Source organism: Sulfurospirillum halorespirans DSM 13726, from assembly GCF_001723605.1.
GTDB classification, from domain to species: domain Bacteria; phylum Campylobacterota; class Campylobacteria; order Campylobacterales; family Sulfurospirillaceae; genus Sulfurospirillum; species Sulfurospirillum halorespirans.
Genome location: NZ_CP017111.1, coordinates 861,659 through 888,485, shown reverse-complemented (window position 1 = coordinate 888,485; position 26,827 = coordinate 861,659). Strand labels below are relative to the sequence as shown.

Here is a 26,827-nt window from a genome sequence, read left to right as displayed (position 1 = left end):
TTATTTGAGTTTAATATACCCTTTTTCATAGAGCTTATCGTAAATTTTAGAAATGATGGGACCGCCTTCACTTCCGCCATGCCCTCCATGTTCAACCAAAACCGTTACAACATACTGAGGATTATCATAAGGGCCATACGTGGTAAGCCACGCGTGAGAACGTTGATAGTAGTCCATATCCTCTTCGCGCATACGCTTTTTGTCGGTTTGCGAAATACCCACCACTTGAGCCGTTCCCGTCTTCGCAGCGATCTTAAAAGGAGCCGTGAGGTTGATGTGTCTAAGAGCCGTACCCCCTTGAACATTCGCCACTTCATACATCGCATCTCTTGTAATCTTCAAATAGCGTTTTTCATTTTCACTGACTATATTTGGATCTACGGGGAAATCAAGCGCTTCATCGTTAATTTTACTCACAAAATGTGGCGTCACACCATTACCTGTGGCAAGAAATGCGGTGTATTTTGCCACTTGAACGGGCGTTACGAGAAAATAACCTTGCCCGATGGAGCTAATGAGCGTTTCACCTTGTGACCACCCTTTGCCAAAACGTGCTTTTTTCCACTCGCGACTCGGAACCGTTCCAATGAATTCACGCGGCAGATCGATACCTGTTTTTTGAGCAAAGCCAATTTTAGAAAGAAACGGTGCAATGTTGTCAATGCCCGTTTTCAAGCTGGCTTTATAAAAGTAGTCATCGCAACTCTCTTTAATCGCCCGTGCATACGAGATAATGCCATGCCCCTCTTTTTTCCAATCACGAAAAACCCGACCGCCTAACTCCATCGTCCCTGTTGATTCAAACGTCATCGTGGGCGTAACGATGCCTGAGTTCATCATCGCCATGCCCACGCCCATCTTCACAACCGAGCCTGGAGGGTAGAGACCGTTGACCAATTTATTGGTAAAAGGATGGTTCAGGTCGTTTGCCAACACGGCCCACTCTTCCCGTGAAATGCCGTTGACAAATGTATTGAGATCATACTCAGGGAAGCTCGCAGCGGCTAATATTTCACCATTTTTGGCGTTCATCACCACCACCGCGCCACTGTCATCACTAAAAAGTTCTGCAATGTAGCGTTGCAAGTCAAGATCAAGGCTTAAGATAAGATCATTACTTTGGGGAAGCGTTTTGCTCACCTGTTCAATGATTTGGTTAAATGCCGTTACTTTGGTCTTTTTCTCACCTTTGACCCCTTGTAAAACGGTGTTATAAAATTTTTCGATGCCCGTTTTGCCCGAAAAGCCTACCAACTTTGCGGTTTCATCTTCTGCCACATCTTGGGTGTTGGACTTGCCCACATAGCCGATCACATGCGATGCGAGCGTGCCATACGGATAGTGTCGTTTCGAGGTAATTTTAATCATCAAATTGTCGTGTTGCGCGATTTTAGCAAATTGGGGGATGAGCTTATCATAAGGAATAAAGGGGATGACTTCGACAAAATCATGATTGTACGCCGAGTCTGCTTTGAGATACTCTTTGCTGAGCTCTTTGACACTAAAATCAGGCAAGATAGATGATAAAAAAGCGATCTCTTCGTCCAAAATCTCACGGCTGGCTTTCAGGCTAAGCCTTGGTTTAATGCCAATGGAAAAACCCAGACGATTGACAGAGAGTGGGTTTAAATTTCGATCCAGAATAACACCACGCAAAGGTGCGAGTTCATCCACTTTGACCGCATTTTGCTTAGCAATCTCTTCGTAATAGGCATTGGATTTAATGCTAATATAATAAACCCTCACCAAAAGAGCAATCCACACCGAAATGAAGATGGCAAGAACGATCTTAATTCTCACCGTGTCACCTTAAAAAGCATAAACGAAAGTATGGAATCAATCGCAATATAGTAAAAATAGACATTGGAAAAATAGGGGAAAGATTCGTTGTCCAAGTAGGCAAAAAAAGCATTGAGCAGGTAATGCCCCAAATACGCCATAGTCACATACGCAGCTAAAATGCAGTTGTTACATGTAATAATATTTTGAATTCGATAAATCGCAAATTTGTAGATAAGTGTAAATAAGATCACATACGAAAAGAGGTAGAATCCTTTGGTGAGATCATACAAGCAAAGATAGAAAAACGCTAAGAACAGTGGCATAGCATTTTCTTCATGACGATTGGAGTTTAAAATAAGATAGCAAAAAACCACCCCCACAAATGAGGGAATAAGCGGATAGAGCGAGGACATCGCGAGCCCACACAAAAGCCATCCACTGATCCAAAAGAGGGTTAGATAGTTTTGATGAGCGCTATTTCGTCGCATATTGGAAAATGTTTGCATTTGATACAATCTGCCCAGATTTTATGCGTAGGCAGTGCTTCTTTGGGGATTTCACTAAAACCAACCGATTCAAAAAAGGCTTTTTGATAGGTTAAGGTAAAGACTTTTTTCACACCCAAACCCTCTCCTTCAACCATAAGTGTTTGAACAATACCTTTGCCAACACCACGCCCACGAAAACCATCTTTGACCACGAGACTGCGAATTTCTGCGAGATCATCGGCATGAAAATGAAGCGCTCCAAAGCCAATAATCTTCTCATCCTCTTTGGCAAGAATGTACGAGCGAATGTTCGTCGCCATCTCATCGGAACTGCGAAATAAAATGATGCCCTTCTCCACTTCAGGTTGCACGACGTCTTGCATCAGGATAATATCGCTGAGTTTTGCTTTGGTGTAATGAATCATTCTTGATCTCCAAAAAGCGTTTCAAAGATGGCTTCTAAGGCTTTATCAATCCCTTTTTTACTGCTGCTTGAGACCAAAAGAGCGCACGGATAATTTTTTTTAATCACGCTGATTTCGCTCTGTTTTAATTTATCGAGTTTGGTAAAAATACGCAAAATATGCTGATCAGCTCTTACAATCTCTTGAAGATAGGTGTGCACTGCTTGATCAATCTCTAAAAAAGGGTGACGCGAGTCGATGAGATGCACAAAGGTGCGAATGGAGACACGCTTTTGAATGTACGTCGTTAAATTTTTCTGCCACTCTTCTTTGAGGCTGTGCGATACTCTAGCATACCCAAAACCGGGAAGATCCACCAGTTGCATGTGGTAAGTCTTCTCATCCTTCGCCAAAACAATCTGAAAAAAGTTAATCAGGCGTGTTTTACCTGGCGTTGAAGAGCTCTTGGCAAGCCCTTTTTTATTCGTGAGTGCATTAATAATCGAGCTTTTACCTACATTACTGCGACCAATAAAAGCGACTTCGCTCATTCCCTCAGGTGTCGTCTCCTCCATTTTAGAGGCAGATTTCACAAAGAAGGCGTCTTTGACTTTGATCACTGTTTTTTATCCTCAACTTTGAAGATAAATTTCACAGGCCCCGCACCCTTGCCATCGACTTCGTACTGCCCTGTGTTTTGATTTGCGCGAATATAATCACCATACACTTTTTTATCGGTCTCTATCTCATGTAAAAAAGCTTTCTTTTCAAGGGTATAAAGGCTTTTGGTTGGCTCATAGGTCATCTTTTCCGCTTCGCCATAGTACTTCTTTTGGTTCATCGTTAAGTTCCCTTTCGCATCGCCTGTAGCGATATAACGAAGGGGTTGTTTTTTCTCATCAAATTCAATCACAACTTTCTTAGCGGTCAGTTTATCGCCCTCTTTGATAACCACAACATGCCCTTCAAAAATACTGATCTGTTTTTTTTCATCGGCAAAAAATTTATCGGCAGTCACTTCCACTTCTGCACTGATGAGCAGTTGTGAAAGACAAAGGCAGAGTAAACCCAATTTTTTCATTTCGTTTTTCCTAGTTGTTGAATAAAGGAGTGTATATTCGTGGCGCTTATTGTGCCCTCTTTCATCTGATAAACAAATGAAAGCCCATGGCTACGGCTCTGCTTTTGGGCAAAAATAAAGGGTTTTTCACTGCTTAAAATTTCTTGTTTAAGATCATAATAAATATCTTCACCCTCTAAAGAGACACCATCATCTCTATAATAGTGCGAATTGGTCATAAAATGCATCACGTTATCTTGCAGGGTTCCTTCATCAGAGGTGAGTATGCCACGCAATCCCTCTTTAGTTTTATGCCCAGCATGAATGACATAAAGTTTATCAAAATCTTTGTACCGAGCAACATACTCCGAATGGACAATGCTTTCTATACTGTTTTCTTTCAGTTGATAATTTTGGGCATTAAAGAGCTCTACTTCAGGGACAAGATTTCCATTGGCATCAAGCATATCAATCGTGTAAGGTTCTTTGATCATTAGAAAAATCATCATGCCAAAAAAGAGCACGGTTGCATACGAAAGGATTTTTAGAGCCAAAGGTTTACGAATGCCTCGCTTAAGTTTTCTTTTTCGACCACAATGTCGATCATTTCACGAACGGCTGCACGTCCACCCTCTTTGGACAAGACCACATCAACCTCTTTTTGAATCAAAGGCATAGCATCTTTGGGACAAAAAGAGAGACCCACGGAGCGTAAAAGGCTTAGATCATTCAGATCATCCCCAATGGCAGCCACATTTTCAAAACCCAAACCCTCTTTGTTCAATATGGCTTGCAAAACGGCTTTTTTATCTTTAACATCTTGATACAAATGGGTGATTCCCAGCTCTTTCGCCCGTTTGGTTACGACATCCGAACTTCGTCCTGTAATAATCGCACTTTTGCGGCCAAGCTTCATCCATGAGACAATGCCAAAACCATCTTTGACATTAAACGTTTTAAACTCTTCTGTTTCGCTATTACCATACATGATGCCACCATCGGTCAAACAGCCATCCACATCAAACACCAATAATTCAATCATTACAACACACCTTTAGTACTTGGAATTCCCGCACGCTCATTTTTCACTAAACTCCTGCGAAGGGCTACGGCAAACGCTTTAAACGCCGCTTCTAACAGGTGGTGTCTGTTTTTACCACGACGCGCAACGATATGCGCACTGATGCCTGCATTGACAATGAGGGCTCTGAAAAACTCTTCTGCGAGTTCAACATCAAAGGCGCCGACTTTGCCTTCCATCTCAACTTCATACACGAGGTAAGCACGATTGCTTAGATCCAAGGCGCATTCAACAGCCGCTTCGTCCATCACCACAACCGCATTGCCATAACGCTCAACACACTCAATCGGATAAATCGAAGCACGCAAAGCTTGCCCTAAAACAATGCCGACATCTTCGACACTGTGATGAAAATCGATGTGCGTATCGCCTTTACATGTAAGCGTTAAGTCGATCAAGGAGTGCTTAGCAAAAGCTTCAAGCATATGGTCAAAAAAACCAATCCCTGTCTCAATAACGGCTTTTCCCGTACCATTAATCTCTAATTCAACACTGATCTGTGTCTCTTTGGTAATGCGTTGGAGTGTTTGCATACTATTCCCTTACGATAAATGAGCCTTTATGTGGCCCTTTTGCAATGAAATCAGAGGCTTCAGCTTCGCTGCCAAACCCTTTGAGCCATACACGGTATATTGGCTCATTGTCAAAGGTTCCCTCTTTAATAATCGCATTGTAGCGATTATTGACATTCATATTGCTTTGAGCAAAGCGCGTTGCACCCTCTTTGCTTCTAAACGCTCCAATTTGGATCAGATAATCGGTCTCTACGACACTCTGTTTTGGTGAACCAGAAGGAGCGACAACACCGGCAAAACCAATGACTTCAATACCCACAGGACCTGTGCCATTGGCAACCAGCTCAATCCGCGTTGCCGCCGTATACGAAAGATCAATAATCCGTGTTCCCACAAAAGGGCCACGATCGTTCACGCGAACCACAATGCTTTTATTGTTTTTAAGATTGGTGACTTTAAGCATCGTATTCATTGGAAGGGTTTTGTGGGCTGCTGTCATCTCATACATATTGTAAACCTCACCATTCGAGGTCTTTTTACCATGAAAATCTTTGCCGTACCAACTCGAAATGCCACTGAAATAATCCCCAACGCTGACCATCGTGGGCGTATACATTTTCCCATCAATACTGTAAGGGCGCATCGTAGCTCTGTGCATGGCAGGAGAATCATTGATGGATCCAGTACCTTCAGGAGGCGCCATAGTAGCACCTCCGCTAGAACGATACGGGTAAGAGTTATTTTTAGAAGAGCATCCGTAAAACGTCAAAACCATGACAACACAAAGGCTTAATCCACTAATTTTTTGGAATGACAATACTCTCTCCCACTTTTACAAGTGCATTTTTTTTCTTATTGGCTTTGATCAATTGGGCAACAGGAATATCATGCTTTTTCGCTACGGTTTCAATGGTGTCACCTGCTTTAATCACGTAGATTTTTTCAGCATTATTAGAAGAAGGTGTTGTTACAGGCATTGGAACACCAGAAGGTACCACCAAGTCTGTTTTTGGTTTTAAAGCAGCCGTTTTTAGGTTATTAAGATCCATCAACGACTGATAGCTTACACCGTACCTTTTAGCAATGCTTTGCAGAGAGTCGCCTTTTTGGGTCGTATAAACAGCGTATTTTTGAGGCTCTTTGGTTTGATCAAAATTTTGAGAAAAAGAGACTTGACGATCTTGGGGAATATAAAGATACCCTTTGGCACCAAGTGGAGAGACAAAAGCGTGTTTGAGATGGGGATTATACGACTTAAGCTCATTAACCGAAATACCAATACTCTCCGAGACATCTTTGAGCAAGGTACCGCTTTGAACAGTAACTTTGACAAACGTTGCATTATTGGCACGGTTTAGCAGATACTCAGAGCCATTATCCAGCATAAAATCGGTACTGCCTGAGATAAAGCTCATCATCAGAATTTTACGAATATACAGCCTGCTCTCTTTGGGAAGGTATTTTTGATTTTCATCGAGTAAAACGCTAATATCATCGCTTCCTGCTTTAGCGATCGCTTTGGTAACAGCCCCTTCGCCACAGTTATACGCAAGAGCTGCTAAATACCACTTCCCAAACATATCGTGTAAACGTTTCAGATAAGCAATCGCCGCTTCAGTGGATTTGATAGGATCACGCCTTTCATCCACAAAGGCATTGTTCACCAAACCATAACGACGCGCAGTATCAGGGATAAATTGCCAAATGCCTGAAGCTCGTGCAGGAGAAGAGGAGTAAGGATCAAAACTCGATTCGGTCATGGCAAGGTATAAGAACTCGGTAGGAACGCCCGCTTCTTGCATCATTTTTTGCAAAATAGGCACAAATCGGTCGCCACTCTCAAGTGTGCGTAAAAAGTGTTTGGTCTTATAAATCTCAACATCTTCTTGCATAGAGATAAAGATAGAATCTTTCAAGAAGGTGTTTGGAAGATCAAAATTTTTGAGGGCGATGAGTTGTTTTTCGTAGTTATTATCGGTATTTAAAAAAGCATGGAGACTCTGAAACAGAAAAAAAAGGGTTAAAATAACCTTATACATGCCTCTCCTTTATCGTGTTAATGTTGCTTATGATTTATTAGATTGTAGCTAACTTTATCTTTTCCAAAGCTTTAAAGAGTGTAAAAGCATTTTTTGAGGTTAAATTGTGAAGTTCGGTGACACTCATATTTAGAAGCTCTGCCATTTTTTCTGCAACCAAAAGTGTATAGGCTGGCTCGTTGCGTTCACCTCGATGAGGCATCGGTGTTAGGTAGGGAGCGTCCGTTTCAATAAGGAGTTTTTCGCGGGGAATCAGTGGTAAAACTTCGACTAAATTTTTGGCATTTTTAAACGTTAATACGCCACCAATACCAAAATAAAAGCCATGCTGTGCTAACTCTAAAAGATGTTTTGACGCGTTATAACAGTGTAGGACACCTCCAACTTCGCCTGCATTGCCTTCTTGTAAAAGACGCTTACTATCTTCATTTGCATCGCGAATATGGACGATCAATGGCTTCTTAAGCTCCCGTGCTAAAGCAATCTGTTTTGCAAAAATATGGTGCTGTTGCTCTTTTTCAAACTCTTTTTCATGGGCATCTTCAGGCAATCTAAAATAGTCTAATCCACATTCACCCACGGCGATACACTTTTCATCTTTCAAAAAAGATCGGAGTATTTTTTCGTCATACTGCTCATGATGATACGGATGAATACCTGCGGCAAAAAAGATATGTTCATAGCGATGGGAAAGCTCTTGGGCATAGCTTAAATCTTCACGATCAGCACCTGGAATAATAATCCCTTGCACCCCTTTTTCATACGCATTTTGGATCACACTATCGACATCGTTTCGAAACTGAATATCATCTAAATGGCAATGGGTATCAATGATCATTTAAGCGACCTCAACCCTGTTTCGTCCATTCTTTTTTGAAATATACAGTGCCTTATCGGCTTGATTGATCATCTCTTCCACGCTTTCTAAATCACCAAACGTCACCCCAATGGAGATATTCACACTCACCTCTTTTTTCTCTTTGGTTTTAATGTGAAGCCCTGAAATGGCGCTTTTGAGTTTTATAAAAAATTCCAATGCCTTTTTTTGCTCAATATTTTTAAGCACGACACAAAACTCATCACCACCCCAACGTGCAATAAAATGATCATGCGTGAGGTGTTTACTCAAGGCTTTTGCCAGCTCAACAATCACCGTATCGCCCACATGATGCCCTAATGTATCGTTAATCTGTTTAAAATTATCCACATCAATTAAGGCTATGGCAAATGACTCATCACGCTTTTTTGCCTCGTGAAAATACTCTCGCATCACTTCAAAGAAATGGCGCCTGTTTGAAAGTCCACTTAAAAAATCATTTTGCGCCATCTCTTTGATTTTAGCAATGTACTCTAAAGCATCCAATGAATTGTTAATGCGACATGCTATCTCTTCTCGCAAAAAAGGTTTGTTGATAAAATCATTTACACCGATTTTAAGAAATTTAGCAGAGATCAGTTCTTGATTGCTTGCTGTCATCGCAATGATGGAGAGTTCATTTTTATTGTAGAGTTTGCGAACCTCTTTGGTCAGCTCCACACCATCAATAACCGGCATTAAATAATCAGTTAAGATAAGCTTGATGTCAGGGTTGTCTTTTAAAAACGCTAATGCCTCTTCACCGTGTGCGGCAACCAATACTTTAAACATTTGGTGATGTAACAGGGATTTGATTTGGGAACGTGTCGCCATAGAATCATCCACGATCATGACTTTAATATCACGGTTTTTATGCAATCTCTCAATCAGCGTGAAAATATAATTGACATCATCGATATTACCTTTATAGACATAATCAATCACATCTTTTTTCAAAATCTTTTCACGTATCTCTTGATCCATCGAACCTGTGAGAATTATGGAGGGAATTTTATAGGATAAGATCATATCTACCACTTCACCATCGGGAGCATCGGGAAGGTTAAGATCGAGAAGTGCGACAAAATAATCATTGTTCTTTTCAACAATCGTTTGAGCCTCTTCAAAACTGTAGGCGGCATCCACATCAAAATTCAGACTGGCCTCCATCTTTTTGACGATCAATTTGGAAAGTGCTTTGTTATCTTCAACAATTAAAATCTTTTCGCGTGCCATCAATGTTCCTAATCATTACATGTAAGATTAAGTCAATTCTAACATAAAATTTTGGAAATTTCCTAAAGAGGGCGGTGGAGGATCAAACCACCGCCTCAAAACGTGAGAATATTACGAAAGATTAAGGAATCATCCACGTAAAGATATACGCTTGTGCCATTGTCATTAAGCCCATAATGGTGACAAGAATCAAGCTGTGTTTTACGGTAAATCTAAAGAGGTCTGACTCTTTTCCAACAATACCAGCAGATGCACATGCAATGGAGATAGATTGAGGAGAAATCATCTTACCACAAACACCACCGGTTGTATTGGCTGTAACCATCAAGGTCTCATTCAATCCAAGCTGTTGCGCTGTATTTTGTTGCAATCCGCAGAAAAGTGCGTTGGATGATGTATCTGAACCTGTCAAGAATACGCCTAACCAACCAAGGATTGGAGAGAAGAATGGGAACAAGAAGCCTGTGTTTGCAAGCACAAGTGCCATCGTTGTTGACATGCCTGAATAGTTCATCACAAAGGCAAAGCCCAAAACCATACCGATAGATAAAATCGCCCATTTAAGCTCAAAGAGTGTTTCACCCATTGTTTTAATCGCTGTTGAAACATTGACGCGTAACACAAACATAGAGATAATTGCCGCAAAGAAGATCGCTGTTCCTGTAGCCGAAATCGGGTTGAAAGTATAAACCACTGAGAATGCAGTAGGTTTAGCGACAATTGGCATCATTTTGAAAATGGTGTTGCTGATACTTGTAAACTCAAAGTTGAATATGGTACCTGCCATGATTGCGCCTTTAGCGAAATACGCTTTAAAGGCATTGGTTGTCCAGATAGTAACCATAACAGAGAGAATAATAAACGGTGACCATGCTTTAAGCACTTCGCCACCCGTATGTGCTTTTTGGGTCTCTTTCTCAAGTTCAGCAGAAACATGACCTTTCATCACATTTTTTGGTTTCCAGAATTTTAAGAAAACGGTTAAAGAGACGATAGAGAGGATTGCAGAGGTTACGTCGGGTAACTCTGGTCCAATGAAGTTAGACGTTGCGTATTGAGACAATGCAAAACTACCACCTGCTACAAGAGCTGCTGGCCATACTTCTTTAACACCTCTCCAACCATCCATCATTGCAACAATCCAAAGAGGAATAAGGACAGAAAGGAATGGAAGCTGACGTCCTGCCATTGCACCGACTAAGAAAGGATCGATGCCAGTGACTTTACCTGCGACCAAGATAGGAATACCTAAAGCGCCAAAGGCAACCGGTGCAGTATTGGCGATCAAACAAAGACCTGCTGCATAGATTGGCTGGAACCCAAGTCCAACAAGAATAGCCGCTGTAATCGCAACAGGAGCACCAAAACCAGCAGCACCTTCCAAAAACGCACCAAAGGCAAAACCAATGAGAATGACTTGGATACGTTGATCATCGGTAATCGTAAGAATGGAGTTACGAATAATTCCAAATTGACCACTTTTGACCGTTAGCTTGTAAAGGAAAACCGACGCGACGATAATCCAAGCAATAGGCCAAAGGCCGTATAAAAAGCCGTACCCTGCTGAAGCAAATGCCATATTCGTAGGCATACCAAAACCAACAACAGCCACTATCATAGAAAGCGCTAATGTAATCGTTGCGGCGTAATGACCTTTCATTCTAAACACGGCAAGTGCTAGAAAGAAAAAGATAATAGGGATTAACGCCACGAGTGCAGATAGCCCTAAACTGCCCGCAATGGGGGAATAAACTTGTTGCCAAGTTTGCATACAAACCTCCTCTTAAATGTAAACTCTACACGCAGAGTAAAGAAAAGATATGATATTCGTATGATTTTTGCAACGAGTAGAAATGAGGTGGAAAAAAACTGTTACAAATTTGCACTCTCTAAAAGAGACTTGGCAAAAACGATCGCTTCATCGCTCACATTTTCACCACTCACCATGCGCGCCAATTCCACAATGCGCTCCGCGTCTCCAAGTGGTACCACATGGCTTACATGTAAAGCATCTTTGGTGACCAAAAAATGCTGATTGGCAACGGACGAGAGCTGTGGTTGATGCGAAATCGCAAAGATTTGGTACTTCAATGAGAGCGTTTTTAAGACATTTGCGACACTCATGGACTCCTTACCACTGAGATTTGCATCGATCTCATCGAGGATGAGCACACCACCACGTGAGAGTAAAAATTCATTCTGTGTGGCTAAAAATGCCAAACGGACACGGTTGTATTCGCCAGAACTAATCTTTTTAAGATCGACTTTGCCAAGGTTTACATGTAAAGCATCACACCCAAGTTCACTCATGGCGCCCTCTTCCAAACGCAGATTTAATGAAGGCATATACAGCTGGGAAAGGTAGTCATTGAGGCGCGCTTCTAACAGCGGTAAATAGGTCTGGCGCGTTTGACTGATGTGCAGGCTCTTTTGCGTTACTTCGCGCTCATAAGTAGCAACGGTTTTTTCCAACTGGCTTTTCTCAAAAGCGATGTTTTCATAACGAGCAAGCTCCTCTTCACGCTTGTGTTTATGTGCCAATGCCTCTTCAATCGAACCATACCGTTTTTTAAGCTGTGCGATCTTTTCGATACGATCTAAAAGCGATTCCACATCGATCTCTTCAAGGGCTTCTAGGGTTTCATTTTGCTTTTCAAAGACCAAACGCAGTTCATTCATGCACGCATCAAAAAAGCTGCTATTGGTTTCAATAAGAGTGAGTACTTCAATCACACTGCTTTCAAGTTCAAAAATAGATCCTGCTTTTTGCATCGCCGCTTCAATCTTCTCTTTTTTAGAGAGCGATTTTTTAAAACGGAGCAGCTCTTCATCTTCGCCGATCTTAGGAGAGACTTCATTGATTTTGGCAATTTCAAAACGTGCAAACTCTTTGAGATCTTCGACTTTTTGTTCTTCTGCTTCGATCTGTTTGAGCTCTTCTTTGAAGGTTTTATATTCGCCGAAAAGTGTTTCAAATTTACTCACTACCTCGTGATGATCGGGCTCCTGACGCGCACATACACCATCCAATAAGCTTAAAAGACGGCTATTTTCAAATTCACTGTTATCTTTGACCGATAGGTAGTTTACGAAGGTGCGCGAAAGCTCCACCATCCCTTTTTTAGAGACCGCTTGGGTGTTGATAAAATAACGCGCATTCTTCGCTTTGAGAAATTTAAAAATATTTGGCTCTTCCTCTTCAAAACCAAAGGCTTCGAGTCCTAATTTTTCCCCAACAACGGCTTCAATCACATCAGCATGAACATCGCCATAGCCAAAAAGCGACAAAAGCCCTTGCATCAACACCGATTTACCCGCCCCACTCGGACCGCTAAAAACCACTAACCCTTTTTCAAATGCTATATCACACTCCGAAAAGGAGAGATGGTTTTTAATCAACAAGCGCTCTATCACAGATGCCCCCAATGCAGTTTCTTTTTCAATATCTCAAAATAGTCGCGATCCAAACTGTGAATCAGCTCCGCTCCTTGCTTCGCGATGCGCACACTCACCCGCTCAATCTCATTCATCGTATAGGTATCTTGCCCATCCACGACAATCACGGTATCGCCATCACTCTCAAACGCAATCTCAAAATCGACAGGCAACACAAGTGGTCTTTGAGAGAGCGAATGCGGGCAAATCGGCGTGATGATCAGCGCTTCGGTAAGTGGATACACCACAGGACCTCCGGCTGAGAGGTTGTAGGCGGTCGAGCCTGTAGGGGTTGAGACGATCAAACCATCGCCATAATACGAATTAAAAAGTTGCCCATCTACATAGGCTTTGATGGTACTCATGTGCGATATTTTAGAACGCGATAACACAATGTCGTTAAAGGCAACCACTTTTTCCACTTTACCGTTTACATGTAAAGAGACTTCCAGCATCATTCGCGTATCAATTCGGTAATTTCCCACAAAAAGTTCTTCAATAAAATCGCTGATTTCATCGGTCTGAATGTCGGTTAAAAACCCTAATTGCCCCGCATGAATCCCCAAAACGGGTTTATGATACTTGAAGCTTTTGCGACACAACGAGATCAGGGTACCATCACCGCCTAGGGAGATCAGAAAATCACTCGCTTTACACATGTGCTCAAAACTTATCCCTTCGCCACACCCTAAAAGTTGGGCACTTTTTTCTTCAATGAGCAAGTTAACACCGTGTTTATTGAGCGCTGTTTCAATCTCATGCACGTACCCGCACAGCGTGCCATCATTGGGTTTGCTGACAAGCCCTACGGTTGTAATCGTGGTTAATTTTTTTGTATGATTGGTTATTTTCATGATACCTCATTTTAGCGTCTCTTTTATTAATCAGCGATTATGCTATAATTCGCCGATATGACAGACCACACAGAAGGTCAAACACGAGGAGCACTACCATGAAACATCTCTTTTTTGCAGCGGTTGCACTGCTTATTTTTAGCGGTTGTACCTACAAAAATGAAGCACTGAGTTTAGAATCGTACAAAGCCGAATACAAAGGCCCCATCACACGCGATAAGAAAGTCGTTTATCTGAAACCTGTGAAAGATCTACGTGCGAAGAAAAATATTATCGGTTATGTGGATCAAAAAAGTTCCACCACCATCAACTTCTACAGTAACGAAAATTTTGCTGAGAAATACACAGAAGGGTTAGGATATGCACTCAATCTTGCGGGCTTTAACACCGACGCTTCAAGCAGTGAAGCGAACCTGATTGTCGAAGTCTCTATTAAAGATATTGAGCTCATCTACAATGACAAAAATTTTGATGCAAACCTTAACGGCGAGATCGAAATTGAAGTGGTTGTGCGTAAAGGGGACGATGTGATCACCCAAAACTTCCGCCAAAAAGGGAGCAAATGGATCGCACCTTCGTATAACTCAAAAGATTTAGAGCCGTTCTTGTACTCGTTATTTACAGACAGTATCGATCAAATCGTAACACGCTTAACACGTATGTAGCCCTCGGGAAGAGAGTTCTCTTCCCTCTACCAATTACTCACTACAACCCTGTTTCGTCCATATTTTTTTGCCAAGTAAAGGGCTTGATCACTCTCTTCTAAGAGGGCATCTTTATCGGTAATAACGGCGCTAAGGGAGCAAATCCCCAAACTCACCGTCACTTGCACAACCTCTTGTGTGGTTCCAACCATTGCAACCGTCGTTTTTTCAATCAAATCACGTAATCGCTCCGCTAAAAGTGCCGCCTCTTCTTTGCTGGTTCGAGGGGTAATAATGGCAATCTCTTCGCCCCCATATCGGGCGACGATGTCGCTATCGCGCACCATTCCTGAAATGAGTTTAGCAAGCGAGGAGAGGACTTCATCCCCAATTTGGTGTCCATACGTATCGTTGATTTTTTTAAAATGATCCACATCCAAAAGCATTAAACTCAAGGGAAGTTTATGGCGCAAGGAGAGAGCAACCTCTTCACTCATACGCTGGTCAAAATAACGTCTGTTTTTAAGTCCCGTAAGCGCGTCTGTAATGCTTTCATGCTGTAAAATTGCCATGTCTTTGACATCATTGGCTGTTTGAAGTGCCAGTTGCCCCATCACATACGAAGCAATACCGCCTAAAAGAAGCATTAAAGAGCCAAGCATTGAGAGCATGGTGATGCTTTCACGCAGTAGCCATAAGTTGTAACCAAAAACAAAGTAAAAGAGGAGAAAGAAGAGTGTAAGATTGCTTAAGAGTCGCCAACGTCGCTTTAGCGTTCCTTCTGGCAGCTCAGAAATTAACCGCTTAATGGGGGAGAGTGCGCGCACTAAGAAAAGAGCACCGATAATTAAAAAAACCAATTCACCGATCATAATCATTAGATGCATGCTACCCCAAAATTGAGAGATTTTTTATAACAGCTTGGGGTTGATTGTACCACAAAAGATGACAATCCCTTCTAAAAATAAACTAAAGAAAAGCTACTTTTAGCTATACTCTTAACTTTAAAAAAGCGTTTTAGGAAGAACCATTGAGAAGTCATTATTGTACAGATTTAGATATCGCTAACATTGGCGAGATTGTAGAAGTGTGTGGCTGGGCAAATAGCAACAGAGATCACGGTGGGGTTATCTTCATTGACCTTCGTGATAAATCAGGGTTGGTACAACTGGTGTGCGACCCAGCAGATAGCATCAGCGCGCATGACCTTGCCGCCCACGTGAGAGATGAATTTGTCTTAAAAGCCAAAGGTCGCGTGCGAGCCAGAGGGGAAGGATTGGAAAATCCTCGTCTTAAAACCGGTAAAATCGAAATTGTTGTCGATGAATTGATCATTGAAAATGCTAGTGAAACTGTTCCATTTGTCATCGGCGATAACAATGTGGGTGAAGATGTCCGTCTGAAATACCGTTACTTAGATCTTCGTAATCCTAAAGCCTACGAAATTTTCAAACTCAGAAGTAAAGCAACGATTGCCGTTCGTAATTCACTCGATTCGCAAGGTTTTTTAGAGGTTGAAACGCCCATTTTAACCAAATCAACGCCTGAGGGAGCACGCGATTATCTCGTTCCAAGTCGTGTTCACAATGGTGAATTTTATGCCCTTCCCCAATCGCCTCAACTTTTCAAACAACTTTTAATGTGTGCAGGATTTGATCGTTATTTCCAAGTGGCAAAATGTTTCCGTGACGAAGATTTACGCGCTGATCGTCAACCAGAATTTACACAAATTGACATCGAGATGAGTTTTTGTAACCAAGAAGACGTCATGAAAGTAACTGAAAATCTTTTAAAAGATGTTTTCAAAGCGTGCGGCCATGAGATCACCACTCCGTTTAATCGTATTCGTTTTAAAGAGGCTATGGAAAAATACGGCTCCGACAAACCTGACCTTCGTTATGATCTTTCGATGATTGATGTGATCGATATCTTTGCAAAGTGTAAAAATGAGATTTTTAGCAACATTGCGAAAGATACCAAGAAAAACCGCATTAAAGCGCTTAAAGTGCCAAACGGCGATAACATTTTCTCCAAACGCCAAATGCAAGGCTTTGAAGAGTATGTTCGCAAATTTGGAGCCTCTGGTCTGGGCTATTTTCAAATGAAAGAAGAAGGGCTTAAAGGGCCTTTAGCAAAATTCTTTGATGAAGAAGATTTACAAGCAATTGTTAGCGCAGCAGATTTACATGTAGGCGACGCGATCTTCTTTGGTGCTGGTGAGAAAAAGCTCGTATTAGATTATATGGGACGTTTTCGTATCTTCTTAGCCGAAGCGATGAACATCATCCCCAAAGATCAATTTGAGTTTGTGTGGGTCGTTGATTTTGAGATGTTTGAAGTTGAAAATGGCAGAGTCAAAGCACTTCACCATCCCTTCACCATGCCAAAAGACATTGACAACACACCTATCGATGAGATGGAATCGATTGCGTATGATGTCGTTCTCAACGGTGTTGAACTGGGTGGCGGAAGTATTAGGATTCATAAAAAAGAGATTCAACAAAAAGTCTTTAATCTCCTTGGTATCAGCGATGAAGAGGCGCATGAGAAGTTTGAATTCTTACTCGATGCACTTAAATTCGGAGCACCACCGCATGGTGGGTTAGCCATCGGACTTGATCGCTTGATGATGCTGATCACCAAAAGTGAAAGTATTCGTGATGTGATTGCCTTCCCTAAAACCCAAAAAGCACAATGCTTATTAACACGCGCTCCAAGTGCAGTTGAAGGTGATCAATTGCGTGACCTTGGCATTAGACTTAGAGAAAAAACCAAATAAAGAGGAGTTTATTAGTGAAGAGACTATTTTTGATTATTGGTGCCCCAGGCAGTGGTAAAACAACGGATGCAAGTTTAATTGCTGAGAAAAATAGCGATGTGATCGCACACTATTCAACCGGTGAGTTGCTTCGCGATGAAGTGGCAAGTGGTAGTGAACTGGGTAAAACGATTGATTCGTTTGTCAGTGCAGGCAATCTCGTCCCTCTTGACATTGTTATCAATACCATCGTCAGTGCTATCAAAAATAGCCCTAAAAATGTTGTCCTCATAGACGGCTTCCCACGCTCCGATGAGCAGATGAAAGCACTCGATGCCATCCTCTCTACAGAGACAACCGTTAAACTGGTTTCGGTCATTGAAGTTGAAGTCAGCGAGCAAGTCGCATGTGACCGCGTTTTAGGACGTGCACGTGGGGCGGACGATAACGTTCAAGTCTTCAAAAACCGTATGAAAGTTTACACAGAGCCACTAGCTGGCATTCAAGCATTTTACGGTGCGAAAAGTCTTCTTCATAAAATCAATGGAGAGAGAAGCATTGAAGAAATCGTCAACGAAATGGAAGATTTCGTCAAAAGCAACATCTGATGCACCACTTCTACTCTGTGATCATCGGCACTGAGCTGCTCAATGGTCGCAGGGTAGATAAACACTTCGCCTTTATCAACCAAGAACTACAAAACCGCGGACTTTTACATGTAGGAAGTTTCGTGATCGAAGACAAACCTCTTTTGATTCAAAACTGTTTTAAGATGATTCTAAATGATCCGCAAAGTGTAATGTTCTGCTTTGGTGGCATTGGTGCCACACCCGATGATCTTACCCGCCCTATCGCCAGCAAGGTGTTTACAGCCCAACCTCTAAGCTTACATGTAAAAGCAAAAGAGCTCATTGAAGCGCAGTATGGTAAAGAGGCCTATCCTCATCGTGTCACGATGGCGATGCTTCCTCCAGAGGCTGAACTTTTACACAATGTGGTCAATCGAGTCCCTGGATTTTCTCTCTTTCAACGCTTCTTTTTCACCCCAGGATTTCCCTCTATGGCATGGCCAATGGTCAAAGAAGCCCTCGATCAATACTTCCCTACTCAACCTAAACTTTACAGTGAGTCCTTCATTGTGGAAACGACCGAAAATGATCTGATCGAGATTATGGAAGCGCTTCCGAAGGAGCTTAGTTTTTCTTCTTTGCCTCGTTTTGTGGGCGATAAACGTATCGCGGAGATTTACATTGCCCATACCGATAAAGAGAAAGTCGAGCAGTGGTCACGCTATTTTAAAGAGGCTGCTTTGAAAAAAGGTAAAACGATCAAGGATTGTTAGCGTAATACTGATCAATTCCATCGCTAATACCATCAACCAAATGCCTTTGGTACTGAGGATTGAACATATTATCGGACTCTTCAGGGTTGCTGATGTAGCCTAATTCCACCAAAACGGAAGGCATCGTAGCGCCTACTAAGACCCAAAATGGCGCTTCTCTGACACCGCCATCTTCCACACTGTACTTTTTGCGCACACTTTTGAGCATACTCGATTGCACATCTATCGCGATTTTATTGGAGAGCACTATCTTTTCACGATTAAAGACATTGAGAAAGGTCTCTTTGGAGTAAAAATCCATCTCTTCCATATCCGATTGGTTCTCTAAAGCAGCGACGTTTTTAGAACGCTCTGAACGATCGGGAGAGAGAAAGAAGGTCTCTAAGCCTTTCATAGAGAGTTTTTTTGCTTCCGTCGGGGCTGCATTGGCGTGCAGGGAAACAAACAGGTCGGCATTTTTATCATTGGCGACTTTGGTACGATCCCGTAGGTTGATAAACTCATCTCTTTGACGGGTATAATAGACTTTATATCCACGAGATTTGAGCTCTTTTCCAAGCTGCAGCGCCATATCAAGCACCAGATGCTTTTCCATGCGTTGCTTATACCCAATCGCACCTGCATCTTTACCACCATGCCCCGCATCAATCACGATCGTTTTATCTCGTTTCACCCCTTTTTTATTGGAGGCTTTACTGGGCACAAGAACTGGCTCTACAGGAACAGCAGAAGTTGCAGCCGTATACGATTTGGAAGAAGGCTCAGGAACAGTTGCCACAACAGGAACTTTTTTAGGGGCTTCTGCCGTTGGTGCTATGATTCTCTTCTCACGCAAAATTGGTTTTTTATCGAGCGATAAAATCACTTGATTATCCAGCACACTTACATACGTCTCAAAGGCACTTGGAGCATCTAAAATAATGCGGATCGTATTGGTATTGTACTGACTGATGCGTAGATTTTGCAATTTCTTAGGAGTTGCAATGGTTAAAGGAGCATTCATAATAATGGCAGGAATATCGATAATTTTTTTATAGCTATCTGCACTTTTAAGAACAAAAATCTTGACACTATTCTCAGTAACCGCAGAGCCAAAATCAAGCACGATCTCCTCTTCACTGGTTTTGACATGGTGCAGTACATTTTTGCCATTATAGTTTTTAGGTAGCGTGGAAGCGACCTGCGTTGTTGCAGGCTGAGCACTCACGCGGCTCTCTTTTTCAGGAGGAAAGGCAGAAACGACAGGGGCAGTTGTGTTTTTAGGGCTACTGCTAGAGTCTGCAAAACTCTCTTCCGCCGCAGGTGGGGGAATCAGTGGCTTTGAAGGGGCTGTTTTTTGACTGCCTTTACTCATTGTGGCAAGTTCAGATTCATACTTGGAAGCATCCAGTTTAAGGAGTTTTGCTGTTTTAATAAGGCGTTCTAAGGTCTCTTTTTTAAGCGCATCATCGCTTCCAATAATCGCTTGAATATAGATCGCCTTAAGTCCATGAAAGACACGCAACATCTCATCGTTATTTGCATTTTTCATTTGGGCATCGTATTGCTCTAGCTGTTGCATGTAATTGGGTGCTCCCAAAAGAGCACCACACATCAACAGTAAAACAAAAAATGCTCTAATTTGCTTCCCCATGTACCAGCTTTGCAATAAGTTCTTTTACACTAATAATTTCATTGAGTTTATAGCCATTGGCTCCTGTAAAAAAGAGCCCTGTCTCTAATTTTCCCATGTAGGCGTCACTCAAACTATCGGCAATGCAGTAACCTACGGCTTTAGCTTCTTGTCCTCTGTGACAGGGGCTGACACAGTTACTGATACAGCGAATAGGAGGTCCTTCTCTTTTCTCGACCATCTGAATAAGATTGGTTCTTACCCCTCGCGCTGGGTAGCCAACGGGGGATTTAAAGAGTTGAATATCTTCTTTATGCGCTTTGAGTAAAACTTCTTTAAAATTTTGAGCCGCATCACACTCATGGGTTCCAATAAAACGGGTTCCCATTTGAACGCCATCCGCACCGAGTGCCATGACTTTCAAAATGTCGTTGTGATCCCAAATACCTCCAGCGGCAATGAGTGGAAAATCGCCCCACGCTTTGATCTCTTCTTTAATAGGAGCAATCAAATTTTCAAGCTGATACTCTTCCATAGCGCATTGCTCATAGGTAAACCCTTGGTGTCCGCCACTCAAAGGGCCTTCAACGACGATAGCATCAGGAAGTCGGTTATAACGTTGCGTCCAGCGTTTACAGATAATTTTAAGCGCTTTAGCCGAAGAGACAATCGGGACTAAAGCCACATCAGGATAATCTGCGGTAAATTCGGGCATATTGGTGGGGAGTCCAGCTCCTGTGATAATAATATCAACGCCTGCTTCGCACGAGTCTTTAATGACACGCTCATAATCGTTAATTGCGTAGAGAATATTCATCGCCAGTGGTTTTGATCCACAAATTTTGCGCGCATTGTTCACAATCGCGGTTAATGCCTCTTTTGAGTAAAAATTCTCTGTTTCAAAAGGGCGTGTATTGATATTTTTCTTACTAAAATGTGTATTTTCATAATAGCCTGTTCCAACAGAGCTAATGACACCCAAACCGCCTTCTAAACTCACTGTTCCAGCAAGTTTATCCCAGCTGATACCGAGTCCCATACCGCCTTGAATGATAGGATATTCAAGGGTGTATTTGCCAATTTTGAGAGGGTTAAATGCCATTATTGCACCTTTAATCGAGCAAATTTTCGCTTACCAACTTGCAGAATGTATTCTCCACATTCCAGTTGCAATTGTTCATCGTCTACTTTTTCTTGATCCAGTTTGACAGCACCTTGCTTGATGTCACGTCTGGCTTGAGACGTTGAAATCTCAAGTCCACAATCCACCAAAGCTTTAGCGATCCAAATCGGAGACTCGTTACATGTAAAGGTTTCAATATCGGTTGGAATCTCATTTTGAGAGTGAACTCGATCAAACTCCGCTTTGGCTTCGAGTGCTTCTACTTTGCCATGGTAGCGCTCAATGATTTCTAACGCGATCATCTCTTTGGCATGTTTTGGATGCACAGAGCCAGATTCGACCTCGTTTTTAAGGAGCGCAATCTCTTCTAAACTTTTGGTACTGAGTAGTTCATAGTAACGCCACATCAATTCATCACTGATGCTCAGCATCTTCCCAAACATCTCGCTTGGGATATCTGTTACACCAATGTAATTGCCAAGCGATTTACTCATTTTATTGACGCCATCGAGCCCTTCAAGCAGAGGCATCATAATAACCGCTTGTTCTTTGCCGATGTTGTAGGTGCGTTGCATATGACGTCCCATCAAAAGGTTAAACTTCTGATCGGTTCCACCCATTTCGATGTCGCTTTTCATCGCAACACTGTCATAGCCTTGAAGCAGTGGGTATAAAAATTCGCTGATCGAAATAGGCATTTGAGACTTGTAGCGCTTCTCAAAATCTTCACGTTCTAGCATACGAGCGACACTAAAGGTCGTTGTCAGTTCAATTAAGCCACTTGCACCCAGAGAATTTAACCATTCTGAGTTAAACATCACAACGGTTTTTGCAGGATCTAAAATTTTAAAAACTTGCTCTTTATAGCTTTGTGCATTGGCTAAAACCACTTCACGTGTCAGTTTTTTACGTGTCTCATTTTTGCCCGTCGGATCACCGATCATCCCTGTAAAATCGCCAATCAAAAATTGTACAACCGCGCCAAATTTTTGAAGCAGCGCCATTTTTTGAAGTAAAACAGTATGTCCTAAGTGAAGATCAGGAGCAGTGGGATCAAACCCCGCTTTGACTAAAAAGGTCTCCCCTTTTTCAAAATAATTTTTGAGTAATGTACCAATACGCTCTTCATCAATAATCTCACTAATGCCTCGTTTGATCTCTTTAAGCGCATTTTGAATCCGCATATCCATATCTCTTATTTCCTTCTTCGATTATTTATAAGCATCATTGACCGAAACAAATTCGATCACGCGGTATTTTCCTTTGAGGTTCTCACGCACTGCATTCACATTTTTGTCAGGCAGTTCTAAAATCATCTCAAAATAGTCTGCATGTCCCTCATCTTCGGCTTTTCCAAGCTCTATGGTCACCAAATTGATCTGCATTTTAGCCAAATAAGCTAAAAATGAGGCTAAAGAGCCTTTTTTATTCTCTAAACTTACAATGAGTTTGTAACGATCGGGCGCTTCTTTCGTCCATTTTACAAAGACCATTGGTTCACTCTCTTCCATCAAGCTCGCAGCACGTTCACACAGTTTGTGATGCACAAAAACATCATTGCCTTTTTTAAATCCAACGATGTCATCGCCTCGTTTAGGATGACAACAGTAGTCAAAATAGACGTTGGCAATGTGATGATTGGAATAAATTACAATGTTTTCAAACTTCTGCTTTTTAATGTGATAACGATCTTTTTTAAGCAGTGGAAAGAGCAAAGTGTCTTGCATAGCATACAGTTTTAGGGTATTGGAGACATCTTGCAAATAGATCGAATCGGTTGCGATTTTAAAGATTTTTTTCGTTGCATGTTCTTGTTCTACCCACGCTTCTACTTTATTTTCCGCCACGCCAAACGCATGAGAAAGAATCTTAATCGCCACTTTATGGTTAATCTCTTTAATCTTTTGACGACAATTCGCTTGAATCGTACTTTTTGCTTTTCCTGTTTTGACGCTATTGACCCAACTGCATCGGTATTTTGGCTCTTTGGAGGTGACGATGCGAACGATGTCACCGTTTTTAAGCTCGCTTAAAAGGGGAACTTTTTGTTTATTCACATACGCTTCATCCGCGTAAGTCCCTACTTCGGTATGCACTTCGTACGCAAAGTCTAAAACCGTGGCGCCTCGTGGTAATGTAAAAATGTCACCTTTAGGGGAAAAGACGGCAATATCTTCGCTGTAGAGATTATCTTTGGCAATCGCATAAAAATCTTCAATATTTTCAATATCTTCATTTTGGTTGTTCAGATCATTGAGCCAATCGAGTTTTGGATTGAGTCCGCCTGATTTGTACTTCCAGTGCGCGGCTACGCCATACTCTGCTGTTTTATTCATATCATAGGTTCGTATTTGCGACTCAACAATGGACTTATCATCAAAGACGGTTGTATGAATCGTCTGATACCCATTCTCTTTTGGAATCGCAATATAATCTTTAAAGCGTGAAATCAGAGGTTTAAAATGCTGGTGCACAATACCAAGCGCACGGTAACAATCAATCGGTGTACGCACAATAATCCGAATCGCTAAAAGATCCAAAACCTCTTCAATGGTCACACCTTTGCGTTGCATTTTAAGATAAATAGAGTAGTAGTGCTTAATACGTTTTTGAATCGTAAAATCACTCTCGATAAATCCCTCTTGAAGCATATGGTTTTTAATTTTAGAAATAAAGTGATTGAGGCGCAGTTGAAGTTGTTGCCCATGCTCTTTGATATAACCATCGATCTTGTTATATTCATTGGGCATGACATAGTAAAAGCTAAAATCTTCCAAGAGATTTTTAATCGAAGAGATACCCAAACGGTGCGCGATAGGGGCATAAACCACTAAAGTCTCTTCGGCAATACGACGCTGTTTGACAGGATCAAGGGCTGAGAGGGTCAGCATATTGTGCAATCTATCGCACAATTTAACAACCAAAACGCGTACATCGCGAATGGAAGCAATCAACATCTTGCGAAACGTCAGGGCTGAAGCGACCAGTTTATCGTTGGAGGACGAAGGAATGAGTTCTATATCGCGAATCTCAACAATCTTTGTCAAACCATCCACCAAGTGCCCAACTTCTTCACCAAACATCGCTTTGATATCTTCGGTTGGACAGGAGGTATCTTCGACGACATCATGCAATAAGCCAGCAACGATCATCGATTCATCACCCCCTAAATAGGCGACAAAAACGCACACTAGAATAGGGTGAATGACATACTCTTCACCGCTTTTACGATACTGCCCTTGATGTTTGGCTATCGTAAAAGCAATGGCTTTTTCAACATTAGCAGTTGGTTTGATGTATTTGTATAAGAGTTCAACCGCTTTATCAGAGCGTTTACACTCTTTAACAATTTCGACTAACTCTTCCAAAATAGGCTACTATAAGTCCGTAATTGATTCTAATCTAATTTTGCCTTCGGCAATTTCAAGAAGGGCAATGTCTGTAAACTTTTGTTTGTTTTTATCTGCTTTAATGAGTGGCTCTGCACCATTTGAAAGCTGATCCGCTCTTTTAGAAACCATCATCACCAATCTATAACGATCTTGTCCAACAAGGGATAGTGCTCTTGCGGTAATTTCTTCTGTTCTTTCCATTTTGTTTTCCTTATTTAATTCTAACGATTGAGCAACTCTCTAAGTTACCCTCAATAATTTTCTGTAAATTCCCTTTAGCAAACATATTGCAGATAACGATAGGGAGATTATTGTCTTTTGCAAGCGCAATAGAGGTATCGTCCATGACCTTAATATTGTCATCCATCGCTCTGTCGTACGTAAGCTCTGCGAGTTTGGTGGCATCTGGGAATTTTTTAGGATCTTTGTCATACACACCATCAACCTTGGTCGCTTTAATAATCATATCGGCGCCAATTTCAATCGCTCGCAGTGTTGCAGCCGTATCGGTTGTAAAGAAAGGGTTGCCAGTACCTGCGGCAAAAATAACAATACGCCCTTTTTCAAAGTGACGCTGTGCACGTCTTACGATAAACGTCTCACAAATAGCTTCCATTTTGATCGCACTTTGAACGCGGACTTCCATTCCAACGTGTTCAAGCGCTTCTTGCATTGCAATGCTATTAATCACAGTTGATAGCATTCCCATATAATCTCCGCTGGTACGTTTGATAATACCATCTTTTGCGGCACTCACTCCTCGGATGATATTTCCCCCACCGATGACGATACCCACTTCAATATTATGAATTACCAATGATTTAATCTCATCGGCGATAAATTTCAAAATCGAAGTGTCAATACCAAACCCATTATCACCCGCAAGCGCTTCACCAGAGAATTTAACTAAAACCCTTTTTCTCTTCTCCATATTGTATAAACCTTTCTGCTTCTAGGCATAGAAAACTTCTTTATTCTACCCTAAAAGACCTAAAAAGTTACTTTGCAATCAGCTCTAGTGGGTCAATATGGAAGTTCTTCTGTGTCACTTCAAAGGTGAGATCGTTATCCACCCGACCAATCACATACCCTTTTTTAATCTTCTGCCCAACTTGAATCGTAGGAGCAATTTTAGAAAGATGCGCATAAATCGTATGAATCTCATCGCCATTTTCAATAATAACCACCTTTTCCATTGAAGCGGTATCTTTGGCAAAAATGACTTTACCGTTGAGGACACTTTTAACGGTTGCATCAGGGGTTGAAGAGGCTAACACAACGGATTCATTGAAAATCTTGATCTTATAAATCGGATCGACATAGTCGCCAAATTTGCGCTTAACACTGTAACTATCCAGAGGTGCAATGGTGCGCTCTCCCACATATTTTTTAACCGTACTGTTTTGATACGAAGAGCCGATTTGTCGGATGTTATTATCACTCCCACCTACCGTTGTAGGCGATTTGTCTCGTTTGGCAGCATTTTTTTCAGCTTGAAGTTTCGTATCTTCTTGCACTTTAATGATTTTGAGTTGCTCCAGCGTTGTGCGAATTTCATCGCGCTCTTTGGCAATGTCATCGAGCTGTTTTTTGTAACTCTCTTTTTTAGCATTGAGCGTCAAAATGGAACTTTCACGCTTTTTTTCTAAAGAAATTAATTCATCTTTTTTACTTTTTGCACTTTGAATTTCCGTATGAATCGTCTTAATTTCGTGGCTTTGGGAGGAGATTTGATCGTTGATTTGTTTATAATCAGAAGAGAGTTTACCAAACTCTCTGCGCATAATCGTATCCATTTTTTGAAGCACTTCATCGACTAAAATACCATCTTCATTGTCCAAATAATCACTATCTGAAACCAGATAAAAGGAGAAATCTTCTGCAATAATTTTGATGATTTTCTGCTCTAAATCCTTCTTTTGTGAAGAGAGCAGTTGGGTATCTTTGGTCAGTTTTTCAAGGTATTCTGATTTGCGAGCCACAGTCTCTTGGGATTCATCAATCGTGTTGCTTAAATTTTCAATTTTGTCTTTGATTTTCTCAATCTCTTTTTCTCCTTCAACAATGTCACTGGCTATGTCTTGGAGTTTTCCATGAATCTGCTTTTCTGTTTGAAGCTTCTCTTGGAGTGTTTTGGCTTTTTCATCAATTTTTTGCGCCGTATTGGGAGCTGCGAGCACCATCAACGGCAGTAAAACTGCCACAC

At 41.6% G+C, this 26,827-nt stretch carries 27 protein-coding genes; 4 read left to right on the top strand and 23 right to left on the bottom strand.

Features of this window, described 5'->3' with window-relative positions:
• From mrdA to SHALO_RS04325, 15 genes are all read right to left on the bottom strand, one after another.
• A complete protein-coding gene (gene mrdA, locus SHALO_RS04395) occupies positions 1-1,800 on the bottom strand; it encodes a penicillin-binding protein 2 (protein WP_069477521.1) in 1,800 nt (599 codons plus the stop codon).
• On the bottom strand, positions 1,797-2,270 hold the full coding sequence (locus tag SHALO_RS04390) for a hypothetical protein (protein ID WP_069479318.1): 474 nt from the start codon (positions 2,268-2,270) through the stop codon (positions 1,797-1,799). The genes mrdA and SHALO_RS04390 overlap by 4 nt, the downstream gene beginning before the upstream one ends.
• A complete protein-coding gene (locus SHALO_RS04385; RefSeq protein WP_069477520.1) occupies positions 2,237-2,695 on the bottom strand; it encodes an N-acetyltransferase in 459 nt (152 codons plus the stop codon). The genes SHALO_RS04390 and SHALO_RS04385 overlap by 34 nt, the downstream gene beginning before the upstream one ends.
• Positions 2,692-3,294: a ribosome biogenesis GTP-binding protein YihA/YsxC gene (gene yihA, locus SHALO_RS04380; protein ID WP_084010704.1), complete on the bottom strand. Its 603-nt coding sequence runs from the start codon at positions 3,292-3,294 to the stop codon at positions 2,692-2,694. The genes SHALO_RS04385 and yihA overlap by 4 nt, the downstream gene beginning before the upstream one ends.
• Complete coding sequence (gene lptA, locus SHALO_RS04375) at positions 3,291-3,755, bottom strand: lipopolysaccharide transport periplasmic protein LptA (RefSeq protein WP_069477519.1); 465 nt, start codon at positions 3,753-3,755, stop codon at positions 3,291-3,293. Before lptA ends, yihA begins: the two co-directional genes overlap by 4 nt.
• Positions 3,752-4,288, bottom strand: a complete 537-nt coding sequence (locus SHALO_RS04370; protein ID WP_069477518.1) for a hypothetical protein — start codon at positions 4,286-4,288, stop codon at positions 3,752-3,754. Before SHALO_RS04370 ends, lptA begins: the two co-directional genes overlap by 4 nt.
• Positions 4,279-4,776 carry a KdsC family phosphatase gene (locus tag SHALO_RS04365; RefSeq protein WP_069477517.1) on the bottom strand — a complete coding sequence of 166 codons (498 nt, stop codon included), beginning with the start codon at positions 4,774-4,776 and terminating at the stop codon, positions 4,279-4,281. Before SHALO_RS04365 ends, SHALO_RS04370 begins: the two co-directional genes overlap by 10 nt.
• Complete coding sequence (gene hisB / locus SHALO_RS04360) at positions 4,776-5,348, bottom strand: imidazoleglycerol-phosphate dehydratase HisB (RefSeq protein ID WP_069477516.1); 573 nt, start codon at positions 5,346-5,348, stop codon at positions 4,776-4,778. The genes SHALO_RS04365 and hisB overlap by 1 nt, the downstream gene beginning before the upstream one ends.
• Before the next feature lies 1 nt (position 5,349).
• Positions 5,350-6,147, bottom strand: a complete 798-nt coding sequence (locus SHALO_RS04355; RefSeq protein WP_174543299.1) for a septal ring lytic transglycosylase RlpA family protein — start codon at positions 6,145-6,147, stop codon at positions 5,350-5,352.
• Positions 6,128-7,369: a lytic transglycosylase domain-containing protein gene (locus tag SHALO_RS04350; RefSeq protein WP_084010702.1), complete on the bottom strand. Its 1,242-nt coding sequence runs from the start codon at positions 7,367-7,369 to the stop codon at positions 6,128-6,130. The genes SHALO_RS04355 and SHALO_RS04350 overlap by 20 nt, the downstream gene beginning before the upstream one ends.
• Positions 7,370-7,406: 37 nt before the next feature.
• Positions 7,407-8,207, bottom strand: a complete 801-nt coding sequence (locus tag SHALO_RS04345) for a TatD family hydrolase (protein WP_069477514.1) — start codon at positions 8,205-8,207, stop codon at positions 7,407-7,409.
• On the bottom strand, positions 8,208-9,461 hold the full coding sequence (locus SHALO_RS04340; protein WP_025344033.1) for a response regulator: 1,254 nt from the start codon (positions 9,459-9,461) through the stop codon (positions 8,208-8,210).
• Between the two features lie 121 nt (positions 9,462-9,582).
• Positions 9,583-11,232: a lactate permease LctP family transporter gene (locus SHALO_RS04335; protein ID WP_069477513.1), complete on the bottom strand. Its 1,650-nt coding sequence runs from the start codon at positions 11,230-11,232 to the stop codon at positions 9,583-9,585.
• A gap of 101 nt (positions 11,233-11,333) precedes the next feature.
• Positions 11,334-12,875, bottom strand: a complete 1,542-nt coding sequence (locus SHALO_RS04330) for an AAA family ATPase (RefSeq protein WP_069479315.1) — start codon at positions 12,873-12,875, stop codon at positions 11,334-11,336.
• Positions 12,872-13,750, bottom strand: coding sequence for an NAD(+) kinase (locus SHALO_RS04325; protein WP_069477512.1), 879 nt, complete (start codon positions 13,748-13,750; stop codon positions 12,872-12,874). The genes SHALO_RS04330 and SHALO_RS04325 overlap by 4 nt, the downstream gene beginning before the upstream one ends.
• 98 nt (positions 13,751-13,848) lie before the next feature.
• Here SHALO_RS04325 and SHALO_RS04320 point away from each other — a divergent pair, with 98 nt between their 5' ends.
• Positions 13,849-14,415, top strand: a complete 567-nt coding sequence (locus tag SHALO_RS04320; protein WP_069477511.1) for a YajG family lipoprotein — start codon at positions 13,849-13,851, stop codon at positions 14,413-14,415.
• A 26-nt stretch (positions 14,416-14,441) separates the two neighbouring features.
• On the opposite strand, the gene SHALO_RS04315 is transcribed toward SHALO_RS04320, so the two are convergent.
• Positions 14,442-15,281, bottom strand: a complete 840-nt coding sequence (locus tag SHALO_RS04315) for a GGDEF domain-containing protein (protein ID WP_069477510.1) — start codon at positions 15,279-15,281, stop codon at positions 14,442-14,444.
• A gap of 143 nt (positions 15,282-15,424) precedes the next feature.
• On the opposite strand from SHALO_RS04315, the gene aspS reads away from it, so the two are divergent.
• From aspS to SHALO_RS04300, 3 genes are read left to right on the top strand one after another with little or no spacing between them, the layout of a single operon-like run.
• Positions 15,425-17,173, top strand: coding sequence for an aspartate--tRNA ligase (gene aspS / locus SHALO_RS04310; RefSeq protein WP_069477509.1), 1,749 nt, complete (start codon positions 15,425-15,427; stop codon positions 17,171-17,173).
• 14 nt (positions 17,174-17,187) lie between these two features.
• Positions 17,188-17,760 carry an adenylate kinase gene (locus SHALO_RS04305; protein WP_069477508.1) on the top strand — a complete coding sequence of 191 codons (573 nt, stop codon included), beginning with the start codon at positions 17,188-17,190 and terminating at the stop codon, positions 17,758-17,760.
• Positions 17,760-18,494, top strand: a complete 735-nt coding sequence (locus SHALO_RS04300) for a competence/damage-inducible protein A (RefSeq protein ID WP_069477507.1) — start codon at positions 17,760-17,762, stop codon at positions 18,492-18,494. Before SHALO_RS04305 ends, SHALO_RS04300 begins: the two co-directional genes overlap by 1 nt.
• On the opposite strand, the gene SHALO_RS04295 is transcribed toward SHALO_RS04300, so the two are convergent.
• The 7 genes from SHALO_RS04295 to SHALO_RS04265 form a co-directional block, all read right to left on the bottom strand.
• Positions 18,481-20,142 carry an N-acetylmuramoyl-L-alanine amidase gene (locus SHALO_RS04295; protein ID WP_238585288.1) on the bottom strand — a complete coding sequence of 554 codons (1,662 nt, stop codon included), beginning with the start codon at positions 20,140-20,142 and terminating at the stop codon, positions 18,481-18,483. The two genes, SHALO_RS04300 and SHALO_RS04295, sit on opposite strands and share 14 nt — an antisense overlap.
• Positions 20,111-21,208, bottom strand: coding sequence for a nitronate monooxygenase (locus SHALO_RS04290; protein WP_069477505.1), 1,098 nt, complete (start codon positions 21,206-21,208; stop codon positions 20,111-20,113). Before SHALO_RS04290 ends, SHALO_RS04295 begins: the two co-directional genes overlap by 32 nt.
• Complete coding sequence (gene tyrS, locus SHALO_RS04285) at positions 21,208-22,413, bottom strand: tyrosine--tRNA ligase (RefSeq protein WP_069479314.1); 1,206 nt, start codon at positions 22,411-22,413, stop codon at positions 21,208-21,210. The genes SHALO_RS04290 and tyrS overlap by 1 nt, the downstream gene beginning before the upstream one ends.
• Before the next feature lie 27 nt (positions 22,414-22,440).
• Positions 22,441-24,597: a RelA/SpoT family protein gene (locus SHALO_RS04280; RefSeq protein ID WP_069477504.1), complete on the bottom strand. Its 2,157-nt coding sequence runs from the start codon at positions 24,595-24,597 to the stop codon at positions 22,441-22,443.
• A gap of 9 nt (positions 24,598-24,606) precedes the next feature.
• On the bottom strand, positions 24,607-24,822 hold the full coding sequence (locus SHALO_RS04275) for a DNA-directed RNA polymerase subunit omega (protein WP_037956525.1): 216 nt from the start codon (positions 24,820-24,822) through the stop codon (positions 24,607-24,609).
• Positions 24,823-24,832: 10 nt separating this feature from the next.
• A complete protein-coding gene (gene pyrH, locus SHALO_RS04270) occupies positions 24,833-25,552 on the bottom strand; it encodes a UMP kinase (RefSeq protein WP_025344019.1) in 720 nt (239 codons plus the stop codon).
• A 67-nt stretch (positions 25,553-25,619) separates the two neighbouring features.
• Entirely contained in the window at positions 25,620-26,825 is a 1,206-nt protein-coding gene (locus tag SHALO_RS04265) for a murein hydrolase activator EnvC family protein (RefSeq protein ID WP_238585287.1), read from the bottom strand.
• Positions 26,826-26,827 lie beyond the last annotated feature (2 nt).